General features: G+C 66.5%; 8 protein-coding genes. 4 read left to right on the top strand and 4 right to left on the bottom strand.

Translation table 11 applies throughout. The annotated features are described in order from the left end of the window. The first annotated feature begins 12 nt into the window (after window positions 1-12). Window positions 13-471: an EF-hand domain-containing protein gene (locus DOM56_RS15645; protein WP_110710004.1), complete on the top strand. Its 459-nt coding sequence runs from the start codon at window positions 13-15 to the stop codon at window positions 469-471. A 91-nt stretch (window positions 472-562) separates the two neighbouring features. Here DOM56_RS15645 and DOM56_RS15640 read toward each other — a convergent pair whose 3' ends face one another. The 3 genes from DOM56_RS15640 to DOM56_RS15630 all read right to left on the bottom strand — a co-directional run bounded on the left by DOM56_RS15640 (window position 563) and on the right by DOM56_RS15630 (window position 3,151). Then, entirely contained in the window at window positions 563-1,753 is a 1,191-nt protein-coding gene (locus tag DOM56_RS15640) for an amino acid aminotransferase (protein ID WP_110710003.1), read from the bottom strand. Next, window positions 1,746-2,093: a 4a-hydroxytetrahydrobiopterin dehydratase gene (locus DOM56_RS15635; RefSeq protein WP_110710002.1), complete on the bottom strand. Its 348-nt coding sequence runs from the start codon at window positions 2,091-2,093 to the stop codon at window positions 1,746-1,748. Before DOM56_RS15635 ends, DOM56_RS15640 begins: the two co-directional genes overlap by 8 nt. Before the next feature lie 71 nt (window positions 2,094-2,164). Further along, complete coding sequence (locus tag DOM56_RS15630) at window positions 2,165-3,151, bottom strand: aldo/keto reductase (protein ID WP_110710001.1); 987 nt, start codon at window positions 3,149-3,151, stop codon at window positions 2,165-2,167. Between the two features lie 147 nt (window positions 3,152-3,298). On the opposite strand from DOM56_RS15630, the gene DOM56_RS15625 reads away from it, so the two are divergent. Genes DOM56_RS15625 through DOM56_RS15615 form a run of 3 tightly spaced genes read left to right on the top strand, consistent with a single transcriptional unit; the run spans window position 3,299 to window position 10,605 of the window. Then, window positions 3,299-4,747 (top strand): hypothetical protein, encoded by a 1,449-nt coding sequence (locus DOM56_RS15625; RefSeq protein ID WP_110710000.1) that lies wholly within the window; start codon window positions 3,299-3,301, stop codon window positions 4,745-4,747. Between the two features lie 3 nt (window positions 4,748-4,750). Beyond that, window positions 4,751-5,692, top strand: a complete 942-nt coding sequence (locus DOM56_RS15620) for a hypothetical protein (protein WP_232822330.1) — start codon at window positions 4,751-4,753, stop codon at window positions 5,690-5,692. Next, the gene (locus DOM56_RS15615; RefSeq protein ID WP_110709999.1) at window positions 5,689-10,605 is read left to right on the top strand and encodes a hypothetical protein; all 4,917 of its coding nucleotides are present in this window, start codon (window positions 5,689-5,691) and stop codon (window positions 10,603-10,605) included. Before DOM56_RS15620 ends, DOM56_RS15615 begins: the two co-directional genes overlap by 4 nt. Window positions 10,606-10,749: 144 nt before the next feature. Here the strand turns inward: DOM56_RS15615 and cfa are convergent, their stop codons facing one another. Then, complete coding sequence (cfa, locus tag DOM56_RS15610) at window positions 10,750-11,901, bottom strand: cyclopropane fatty acyl phospholipid synthase (protein ID WP_110709998.1); 1,152 nt, start codon at window positions 11,899-11,901, stop codon at window positions 10,750-10,752. Between the last annotated feature and the right edge of the window lie 227 nt (window positions 11,902-12,128).

Raw genomic sequence — 12,128 nt, 5'->3', positions numbered from 1 at the left:
AGAGGACAAGCGATGCGTACACGGATGATGGCGAAGCGAGGGTGTTCCGGCCTGCGCCCTGGCCTGGGTCTGGGCGTGGGCGTTCTGGCAGCCATGCTGGCGTTACCGGTCTGGGCCCAGGATGGTACGACGACGCCGGATTCGGCGCCGAATGCCGCGGCAAGCGATGAAGCGCCGCAGGCGCCCGCCAATGCTTCCCAGGTCGACCACGAGTCGATCGAGAAGTCCGGCGGTGTCGGGCGGGAGAACGCCGGTTTCACCGATGGCGGCGCCCAGACTCCAGTCGACCAGCGCCCCAACGCCCTGAGCTTCGATCAACTGGATGTGGATGGTGATGGTGTGATCGACGAGGACGAGGCGGTCAGCGCCAAGCAGCAGGCCCTGTTCCAGCAGCTCAACGATCCGCAAGCCGGCGGCGTGACACGGCAGCGCTTCGAGCAGTCAATGGGCGCCGATACGTTACCCGAGTGACATCGTCACGTCGTGGCGTGATAGCTCCGCGCAAAGAAAAATCCCGGCCTGAGCCGGGATTTTTTTTCGAGCCGGATGGGCGATGCCGGGTTCAGTCGACCACGGCAGCGATCGCCTTGGCCACGTAGGGCAGGTTCTCGCTGGTGAAACCGGCGACGTTGGCGCGGCCGGAGCCCACCATGTAGATGCTGAACTCGTCGCGCAGCCGCTTGACCTGCTCGGTGGAGAGCCCGGTATAGGAGAACATGCCGCGTTGCTCGGCCACGTGGGCGAAGCGCTGGTCGAGGCCATAGGGCTTGAGCGAATCGACCAGGTCGCGACGCAGGGTATTGATGCGGTCGCACATCTCGGTCAGTTCGCTTTTCCAGAGCTGGGTCAACTCTTCGGACTCGAGAATGTCGACCACGATCGCGGCGCCATGGGAGGGCGGCGTCGAGTAGTTCTCGCGCGCGACGATCGCCATCTGGGAACGCACGTTCTCCATCTGCTCGGCGGTCTTGGCGATCACGATCAGGCAGCCGGTACGCTCGCGGTAGAGGCCGAAGTTCTTCGAGCAGGAGCTGGTGATCAGCATCTCCTCGAGATTCTCGGCCAGCAGGCGGACGCCGAAGGCATCGATCTCCAGGCCATCACCGAAACCCTGGTAGGCGAAGTCGACCAGCGGCAGCAGCCCGCGCTCCTGGACGACATCCAGGACCTGGCGCCACTGGGCCTGGTTGAGGTCGAAACCGGACGGGTTGTGGCAGCAGGCATGGAGCAGCACCACGTCACCCCGGGGGATCTGCTTGAGGGCAGCCAGCATGCCGTCGAAGTCGAGACGGTTGTTCTCGTCGACATAGGGGTAGCGCTGGATCGGGATCTCGGCGCCCTCGAAGATGCCGATGTGGTTGGGCCAGGTCGGATTGGATAGCCACACGCTCTTGCCCGGCAACTGGGTGCGGATGAAATCCGCCGCCAGGCGCAGGGCGCCGGTGCCGCCGGGTGACTGGGTGGCGCTGGCCCGGTTGGCGGCCAGGACCGGCGAATCCGGACCCAGCACCAGTGGCAGGACAGCCTTGCCGTAGCGCGGATCGCCATGGGAGCCGATGTAGCTCTTGGTCGTCTCGCTCTCCAGCAGGCGAGCCTCGGCCTGTTTCACGGCGCGCATGATCGGCGTGTTGCCGTTGGGATCCCGGTAGACGCCGACGCCGAGATCGACCTTCTGCGGATTGGCATCCTGATTGTACGCTTCGATCAGCCCGAGGATGGCATCTCCCGGGACGCGCTCGATCTTCTCAAACATTAGCGTGCACTACCTCGTCGGTTCTGGCGGCCATGATGAAATCGTTGCGATGCAGGCCGCGGATCTTGTGGGTCCACCAGGTCACGGTGACCTGGCCCCATTCGGTGGTGATCGCCGGGTGATGGCCTTGCGACTCGGCGAGTTCGCCCACGCGGTTGGTGAAATCCAGGGCCTGCGCGAAATTGCGGAACGTGAAGGTTCGCTGCAACTGCATGATGCCACCGCGTTCCACGATCTGCCACTTGGGCAGGGCTGGAAGCAGGTGGTCGATCTGCTCCGGCGTCAGCGGCGCTGCGTCCCGGTGACAGGCGCTGCAGTGCTGTTCGGCGAGGGTCGGCATGGCTCGCTCTCCCGGCATGAATGACGAGCGCCATGCGGCTTTGGCATGGCGCGGAACGCCGCCGCCGGACGTCAGGCGAATCCGACGACCTCGTGCGGCACGTAAGGCGCTTCCAGTTTCTCGATCTCCTCCGCCGTCAGGGTGATATCCAGCGCACCCAGGGCCTGATCCAGATGATGCGGCTTGCTGGCGCCGACGATGGGGGCGGTGATCCCGGGTTTCTGCAGCAGCCAGGCCAGCGCGATCTGGGCGGGCGAGACGTTGCGCGATCCGGCGACTCCTTGCAGCGCCTCGATGACCGGGGCGTCACGCTCGAGCCCCAGCTTCCAGTTACGCATCTGCTCGTCGCTCCTGGCGCGGGTGGTGCTGCCTTCGCTGCCCACCGGTTTGCTGCCGGCGAGAATGCCGCGGGCCAGCGGGCTCCAGGGAATCACGCCCACACCCTGATCCAGGCACTGGGGGATCATCTCGCGCTCCTCCTCGCGGTAGATCAGATTGACCATCGGCTGCATGGTGGCGAACCGGGTCCAGCCGTTGCGTTCGGCGACGTGCTGGGCCTTGGCGAATTGCCAGGCGTGCATGCTGGAGGCGCCGATATAGCGCGCCTTGCCTGCCTTGACCACTTCGTGGAGCGCTTCCATGGTCTCCTCGATGGGCGTGTCGTAATCCCAGCGGTGGGTCTGGTAGAGATCGACGTAGTCCATCCCCAGGCGTTCGAGCGAGGCGTCGATGGCGTGGTGAATGTGCTTGCGCGACAAGCCGCACTCATTGGGCGACTTGTTGCCGGTGGGGTTGTAGACCTTGGTCGCCACGACCACCTCCTCGCGCCGGGCGAAATCGTTGAGCGCCTTGCCGACGACGCGCTCCGACTCGCCGTCGGAGTACATGTCGGCGGTATCGAAGAAGTTGATGCCGGCAGCCAGTGCCTGCTGGATGAAAGGGCGGCTCTCGGCATCGTCCAGTACCCAGTCGCGCCACTGCGGCGTGCCGTAGGTCATGGTACCGAGACAGAGGGGGGAGACCTTGAGGCCGGTGCGGCCGAGACGACGGTATTCCATGCGAGAACTCCCGGTGAAGCGTGGGTGAAGGGGGACTTCTCACCATAGCAGTCAATGGCGACTTCGTTACGCGGATCGCCATGACCCGACAGGCCATCCTTGGCATAATGCTGCGCTTTCTCTCGTTGTTCCCCGTCTGGAGTCGACATGACCGCCTGGAACAAGCTGCTGGTCGCGACGACGCGGCTGCTGGATCTACACGACAGCGCCCACGAACCGGGCTCGCCCTTCGTCCAGGTCTCCCAGGAGCAGCGTCGCGGCCTTCGCGATGGCTACTGGCTCGACCTGGGCTGCCTGCTGCTGGACTACCTGCTCGAGGTGGACTTCGCCACCAACAGCGCCTTCGTCACCCAGCGTCGCTGCCTGGCCCACCTGCGGGGGGATTATCCCGAGCTGCCTGCGGATGACCTGAGCTTCGTCATCAACCTGCTGGCGACCCCCAGCGAGATCCACTATCGGGAGTGGCAGCCGGATGCCGCCGACAGCGGTACCGATGAAGGCGAAACCTCACCGGGAACGCGCAGCGGCCGCAGCACCAAGCGCACGGCGTTGATCGAGAAGCAGGGCCAGACCGGCCAGGTGCGATTGACCCCCAGCGGTCGCCAGGCAGTCACCCTGGCCAGCCAGGTCGAGGACCTGCTCTATTCGGAGTATGACGCCGCCAAGGTCATCGCTGCGCTCTCGCGAGGGGACTACGCCCGCGTGCCCGACATCACCCAGCAGATCCTGATGGCGATCCGCGCGCTGACCCAGGAGCTGCGGCGGGTTCGCGAGAACCCGACTCACGAGGGCAAGCTGGCCGCGCTGCTGGACAACGAGCGTCACTACCACAATGCGTTGAGCACCATCCAGAGCACGCTGCTCAGCGCGCGTTCGCAGCTCTCGACGCCGACCCTGACCGCCCATTTCGAGGCCTGGGCCGAGCGCCAGGAGGAGGAGTGGGACCTGCGCATGCTCTCCGCCACCATCGGCCGTGTGTTGAACGCCATCGAGAACCTCTCCCGGCGACTCTCCGAGCTGCTGTCGGATATCGCCGAGGGGCGGATCCAGTCGATGGGCGTGATCGACTTCGCCGGGCTGGCGCACCAGTTGCTGCTCTCTCCGCCCCCCGAACGTCTGCAGGATGCGGTGGTCGCGCGGATGATGCCGCTCGGCACGCAGGTGGCGATGCCACGGGTGGAGACGCTGCTGCCGCTGGTGGAAACCCGTCGCGCCGAGCGCAGCGGGGCGGCGCTGGTCTTCGACGAGGCCAGTGACAGGCCCAGTGCCGATCCGCTGCTGGCGCGCTATCTCAAGGCGCGTGGCCCGGCCCTGCGCCGGCGTCTGCGCCAGTCGCCGCTGTCGCTGCCGGACGCCCTCAGCGAGGGCTGGCACCACTTCGAGATGGAGTCGGACTCGGTTCACGCCAAAACCCTGGACTGCCTGCCGCAGCTGCTCAACACCTTCGTCGATACCCAACTGCTCGACGACCAGCTGAGCGTCGGTATCGACGACACCCCATTCGCGATCGCGCTGCCCGACGGCCGCCGCATCGAGGGCGCGGTGACGCCCTCGCTGCGCCTGCGACCGGCGCCAACGAAAGAACAGGAAGTTTGACTGATGAACATGATGGAAATGGGTGAAGTCGTTGCCTATCTGTTGCGCTACCGAACCGCGGAACGAGTCCCCAGCGGCGGTCGCAAGCGCCGCGCCGCGCGCGAGGGCCAGCTCTCCGAGCGTGACGTCTGTGCGCTGATCGACGATGCCCAGGAGAACGAGCGCGAGGCGCTGCGGGACTTTCTTGCCGGCCAGGGGCTGCGGCTCAAGGCGTTCGAGTCCGGCGACTATCCGGGCATCGCGCCGGGATCGCGTTTCTTCGCGCTGCTACCGGATCCTGAACTCGAGCAGCCGCCGCTCTACACCCGTGAAGCGGTGTTCGAGGCGCTCAAGCTGCGCCAGGAGAGCCGGGCCGAGCTGGCATTGTGGTACCTGCAGCTGTGGCTGTTGCTGCACACCCTGATCTACACCCGGCTGAACCGCGCGCTCTCCGACGTCAGCCGCTATCAGGAGGCCACGTTCGTCACCCGCGAGCTGGTCGAACTGGTGCGCGATCAACTGGAGACGCTGCGCGGCCTGGGCGATCGGGCACCGGAGAACAGCCGGGTGCTGCTCGACGAGCGCGGCGAGGACATCCCTCGCCGGGTCAAGGCGTTCATCGATCTGCTGGTGCGTGCCGGCCATCTCGAGGCGGTCCGCGAAGCCGCCGACGAGGATGTCTGGCAGCAGACCCTGCTGGGCGCGCTGGAGGCCGAGCAGATCGGGGTCAACCACCTGACCCACCTGATCGAACTGACCTCCACCGAGCCCTCGGACCGGCCCTTCGAGGGTGCCGGGCAGGAACTCGCCGACGAGGCGCCGGCGCAGGATGCGGACGAGGGCTCCCGAGATGCCGACGTCGACGGCGGCGAAGAGTCCGAGACACGCGCCGCCGACATGTTCGACCAGCCGACGGAAGACGCGAATGGCTCGACGACCGAGAACGCCGAGGAGAATCGCCGGTGAGTGTCATCAACCGTATCGAGATCGCCAACCTGCTCAACAAGCACGGTGACATCGCTTCGCCCTGGGAAGCCAAGATGCGCCACCTGCTGCTGGACCTGCGCGGACAGTCGAGCGCGATCAGCATGGAGAACGGCTTCGGCAAGACCACCATGGCCGAGGCCCTGATCGGCATGCTCTCCCGCGATCGCCAGCTCCTGACCCGGACCCGGCGCAAGTGTTCGCCGTCGAAGGTCAACGGCGAGGGCCGCAGCTGGACGCACCTGCGCGTCGAGTTTCGCGCCCAGGACAGCGCCAGCCAGCAGGACGACATGCTGGCCGTGGCCGGCGAGGAAGTCGCCGGCGAGACCTTCGTGTTCGGCATGTACGGCTACAGCGACGGCAGCGGGCTGGTGTTCTACCACTATCCGGGCAGGCTGGCCGACGTGCCGGTGCATCACATCACCCGCGATGGCAAGCTGGCGCTCTACGCCAATGCCGACTTCCAGAGCACGATGCGCGCGCAGGGAGTGACCCGAGCCCACAACCGCGAGGAGTGGTTGGAAGCGGTGGGAGCGCATATCTCGCGCCGTGAACTGGCGCAGATGGCGGCGTTCCAGAAGGAGGGCGGTGCCGACAAGAGCCAGATCTTCAACGCGATCAAGCCGCGGGCCGGCGAGAAGGCCGATCAGGCGTTCTTCTACGAAGTGCTGGCGCCACAAATTCTCTCCGGGGCGACTCGCGGCGAGACCGACGAGGAAGAGGAGCTGATCGAGGATGTAATCCTCAACTCCGGCACCCGGATCACCGAACTTCGCCATCGGCTGGCGGAAGCCGAGAGCGATCAGCAGCGCGCCAGCGACAAGGTCGAGCGGCTGGCCACCTTGAACGAAGAGGGCGAGGGTCTGCTCGAGGCGCGTCGCCAGTTGACCGAGCTCGATGCCTCGCTGCTCGAGGCCGAGCGACTGCTGGGCGGGCAGGCGCTGGCGCCGCTGCCGGGCCTGCCGGGAGGCAGCGGCAGCGTCGAACAGGCAGCGCCCGCCAAGGAGGCGGCCGACAACGCGGCTGGCTTTGCCTGGGTGGCCGGCGATACCGAACGGCCGCGGGTCTCCACCTGGCTGCTGGCCAAGCTGTCGCGTCAGGCCGAGCGCAACGTGCGGCTGGCGCTCTCCGAGCGCGGCGCGCGAGTCGACACGCATCGTCGTCTGATCCACCTGCCGCAGGCGGCCTGGACCACGGCCCGCGACATCGGCCATGTCTCGTTCGACCAGGCGCGGGCCTGGCTGGCGGACAGCCACGCCTTCAATGACGACGCCTCGCGCTATCGTGCTCTCGGCCTGCTCGACGACGCCGCCGAGGCGTTCGAGTCGATGGATGGCAACCGTTTCCGCGAAGAGGTGATCGCCGACCGCGAATATCGCCGTTCGCTGCGCCTCGATGCCGAGCAGCTCGACGAGGAGATGGAGCGGCTGGAGCAGGAGCGCGAGCAGTTGGAATCGCGTCAGCGCGACTTCATCGACAATCAGAGCGTCTACACCCAGGCGCTGGCCGAGGGGCTCTTCACCGAGGCCGAACTGGAAACGCCGGAAGCCACCCGCGAGAGCGCGCAGGCGAGGCTGGCCGAGGCCCGCAAGGCGCATGCCGACCACCTGGGGCGAATCGGCGAGTTGAAGCAGCCGGCGCAGTGGTACGAAGCGTTCCTTGCCGAGCACCCCGATACCTCACCCGACGAACTGCTGGCGACCAAGGAAGCGCAGCAGGAGCAGCTGGAAGCGCAGCTTGACGATTGGGACGCGCAGGCAAACTCACTGGATAACCAGCGCGAGACGGTTCGCGAAGTGCTGCAGGCGCGACGCGAGCAGCGCCAGCGCCTGGAAGGGGAGCTGGCGCCGCTGGCCTCCGGCCGGCAGGCCTGGCAGACCTTCGCCGAACGCTGGCCCGAGCATTCGGCGGTGGGGTTCTGGAGCGAGCGCAAGAATGCGCTGGCAGCACACGAGCAGGCGCTGGCCGAGAGCCGGCGGGCCCAGAGCGATGCCCAGGCGCGTCTCGAACGGCTGGCGCCGCTCAGGGACGCCGCCGAGCGTTATCGTCACTGGCATGGCGAGGCCTCGCCGGTGCATCTGCGGGACACCCTCTATCGCCAGTCACGGGAAGCGCAGGATGGGCTGTATCGACTCGACCAGCAGGTCCAGCAGCTCGGGGTCCTGCGGCAGGCGCTGCACGACTTCCGGGAACTCAGTGAACAGGCGCCGTCGGCCTGGCTCAAGGATGCCAAGGCGCGCTATCCCCGCCTGCTGCGAGAGCAGGAGACGCTGGCTGCCGCCATCGACGCGCGCGAGCAGTATCTCGAAAGCTTGAGCGGCGACCCCCTGGCCCGGCTCGCTTCCGAGGCCGAAGCCTGGGCGTGTCTCGATGCCCGGGAGATCGCCTTTCGCCCCCTCCACGAGGTGCTGGCCGCTATCGAGGCGGAAGATGGCCAGCGCCGTGACTGGCTGGCCCAGGCTGCCGGCCAGCTGTTCGCCCCGGTGGTCGAAGGCGAGGACAACGCCCGCGAAGCGTCGCAGTGTCTGGTCGATGCCGGCTGCGGCGTTCCGGTGCTCGAGGCCGGTCGCCTGCAGGCAACGCTGGCACGTGGCGAGTTGCCGCTGGGGGCGGTGCAAGGTGTGGAAACGCTGGCGGTCAAGGCCGCGCTCGATCCCGCTTATCTGACCGCGCTGCGGGAGGAGACCCAGCAGCGTCTCGCGGTCGACCGTGAACGCCGGCTGGCGTTGGAAGCCGAGGTCCAGCGGCTCGACCCCCACGGCGAGCGTTTTCATCTGGCGCTTCAGGCCGACGAAGCGGTCAGCCAGGATGTCGAAGTGCAACTGGCGGCGCTGGAGGAGCAGCGCGAGCGGGCGGAGAGCGAACGGCAGGCGCTCGAGCCGCGCTTGAGCGAGGCGGCGATGAAATCGATCGACGATTTCCAGCGCTTTCTCGAGGAGGGCGGCGAGCCCGCGCTGGAAGCGGCCGTCGAGGAGAGCGAGACCGCCGCGGCTCGTATCGAGACGCTGAGCCCGCAGCGCGAGCAGGCCGCCAGGGAGCTGGAGACCCACGGTGAGCTCTGGCTGTCGGCAGAGCGATTCGCCGCGGCCGGCGGTGTCGAGCGGCTGGAGGAGATCGATGCCAGCCTGGCGGCGCTGACCGAAACCCTGACCGAGCACGAGGAACGGTTCGCCGAAATCGCGCTGCAGAGTGAAGAGTTGAACGCCCGTCGCGACGAGTGTCGCGAGCAGTTGCGTCATCTGTTCGCCGACGGAGAGCGTGAACGTCTGCGTCGCCTGGCAGCGTTCGTCGCCGAGGAGGGACCCGGCTTCATGCGCGATGCCGAGGCGCGGGAAACGGCGCTGGCGGCCGCCCTGGCCCAGGCCAGCCGACGAGCCGACTTCGATTTCGCGCGGATCCGGGCATTCCTGGATGTCCGCGACGACCAGGGGGGCAATCGCACCCTGGAACGCGATATCGGCCGCCTCAAGCAGTCGCTCAAGGAGGCTCGGGAGCGGCGCAAGGCCAATGGCCGCGAGCAGGGCGTGGTGGAAACCCGCGTGGCCCGTCACCAGCAGGCGCTGATGGTGGTGGATCAACTGGCGGTGGCGTGGCTGGAGGTCTTGCGTCAACTGCCCGAGGGCTGGCTGGAACGTGCCGCTGCGGACGCCACGGCCCGCTGGCCGGCGGTGGGTGTCGATGCGCCACGGCTCGACGCTGCCATGGACGAGTGGTGCCAGTGGCTGGCATCGGCACTGGATGATCCCGGCGAGGAGACGGATGCCGCCGCGCTCGACCTCGAGGCCTTGGAGACCTGTCAGCAGACCCTGCTGGAAGGGTTGGGCGGGCTCAACCTCGGCGAGCGTGCCCGCAATCGGGAGCGTCAGGCCCGCGATGTGACGGCCCGGGAGAAGGCGCTGGCCTTGTCGCTGGAGTCGGCCAGTGCCAGCCGGCTGTTCAACGAAACCGAGCGCGCGCGACTGGATACGCTGGAGGGCGTCAGCCACGCGGCGCTGGAGTCGCTGCGCGGCCTGCACCGTCAGTTGGGAGGGCAACTGGATGAGCATCGCCAGCGTGTGGCCCGGTTGCACGCCTCCCGGGAGCAGATCGAGGACACCCTGGTCGAGCGCCTGAGTTCGATCATCATCGACGCGGCCGGCAATCTGGAGATTCTCAAGCGTGTCGCGAAACGCTCCAGCGGTGGCGGCGCCTACTTCGAGGTCAAGGCCGACCTGATCGCCGACGAGTCGGTGCGGGAGCTGATCCAGCAGTTGCTGGCGGACATCGACGCCCATCTCGCGGTCCAGCGGCGGCGCCTAGAGCAAGCCGGCGATGGCGCGCAGGCCAAGGGCGGCCGCGACGACGAACTGACCCGCCAGATTCGCCGGCGCATCTACCGCGGGCTGTTCTGCGACGTCACCATCCGCCTCAAGCACGATGCGATCCGTCCCCACGGCCGGCTGTTCTCGCTCAACGAGGACATGTCGGAAGGCCAGCGCGAGGCGGTCTCGCTGATGTGGCTGGTGAAGCTCTCCGAATTCGCCATCGAGCGCGAGCTGCGCGAACTGCCCGGCAGCCACAAGCGGCGGGCCCGTGCCAGCCGCGAGAGTGTCATCCTGCTCGATGGCCTGTTCTCCAAGCTCTCCCACCGCCGCCTGATCCAGGATTCGCTGGAGTCGTTGCGCAACACCCGCGGGCGTTTCCAGATGATCGGCCTGATCCACAACCCCAACTACGAGAACGATCCGAGCATCTTCCCCACCTATCTGGTCGGCAGCGTGATCGGCGGCCAGCAGGGGCAGGGCGGTCACGTCATCGTGCGTGAGGGACAGGCAGTGGCTCCCGAGGAGACCGGTCGGGGCAGCGGCGAAGCCAGCCTGTTCGGTATCCACGTGACCCCGGCTCCGGTGGAGTGATCGGCAAGGCCCGGAAAATGGCCCAGTCTCATGACACTCGCGGCGATGAAGTAAGGTAAAGAAAAAGGGCTTGCCGCTGTGGCAGGCCCTTTTTCTCTCACGTGAGTTGCAGCCTTCAACACTCTTCGTCGCTCGTGGTCCAGATCAGCGCGGCGAGTCGTAACGTCCGCCGCGACCGTTGGAGTAGACCACCTGCCAGAGCTGGAGATCCCGCGCCCGGAAGGCGCCGGCGCAGGAGCCGAGATAGTAGAGGAACATCCGCTTGACCCGCTCCCCGTAGTTGTCGGCGATCTCGTGCCAGTGGGCGAGCAGATTCTCCTGCCACGCCATCAGCGTGGTGTCGTAGTCGGCACCGAAGTTCTGCCAGTCCTCCATCACCAACTTGCCTTCGCTGGCGTCGGCGACTTGCTGGACCGAAGGCAGGATGCCGTTGGGGAAGATGTACTTGTTGATCCAGGGGTCGACGCTGACATCGTTGGTGTTGGAGCCGATCGTGTGCAACACGAACAGGCCACCGGGCTTCAACAGCCGTTTGACGGTATCGAAGTAGGTGGCGTAATTGCGCTGACCGACGTGTTCGAACATGCCGATCGACACGATACGGTCGAATTCGCCGCTGAGCTCGCGATAATCCTCGAGCAATATCTCTACCGGCAGCCCGGCGCAGCGCTCACGGCCCAGCTTTGCCTGCTCCTCGGAGATTGTGATACCGGTGACTTCGACGCCGTACTGGCGGGCGGCGTGCTCGGCGAAGCTGGCCCAGCCGCAGCCGATGTCGAGCACCCGCATGCCGGGCTCGAGATCGAGCTTGCGGCAGGCGAGATCGAGCTTGGCGACTTGGGCCTCGTGCAGCGTTCGGGCTTCCTTCCAGTAGCCGCAGGAGTAGCAGAGCGTCTCGTCCAGCATGCGAGTGAAAAGATCGTTGCCGAAGTCGTAGTGCTCCTTGCCGACGATATAGGCCCTTGCCTTGCTCTGCAGGTTCATCAGGCTCGACTGCAGTTTGTAGACGATGCGCTCGGCGGTGGTATGCGCGATGCTGCCGAGGCCGTGGCGCAGCAGGCGATGAATCATCTCGTCGATACGATCGCACTCCCACCAGCCATCCATGTAGGCCTCGCCGAAGCCGATGGAACCCTGGCGGATGACTCTCGAGAAGAGATCGGGGTGGTGGACGCGGATATCCCAGGGTTGATTGCCGTTGAGGGTGACGCCGGAGCCCTCGAGCATTCTTGCGAGGGTCTGGCGGGCGCGGGTATCGGGCAACGCGACGGGGGCGATAGGCGTATTACTGGTCATATTGTTTCCTAGCAAGGGGCGCAATGCGTCCCCCGGCCGCCTGAAAACATCGTTTCGTTCGAACGACGAAAAATAACCATGTGACTTGCGGATTCGACCGCGCTGACGCGTTTTTTCGGTCATTTTCCACTCGCTTGAAACGGTCCGAAGGATCAAGCTATGGCGGCGGAGGCGTGGTGCGCCACGGTCCCTGTTCCCTACTGGCCATGCGGTACCCGAAGCCGCCG

Origin of the sequence: Salinicola sp. CR57 (assembly GCF_003206585.1) — a bacterium.
GTDB classification, from domain to species: domain Bacteria; phylum Pseudomonadota; class Gammaproteobacteria; order Pseudomonadales; family Halomonadaceae; genus Salinicola; species Salinicola lusitanus.
Note: the sequence above shows the minus strand (reverse complement) of the source record. Positions and strands in the feature narration are given on the sequence as shown.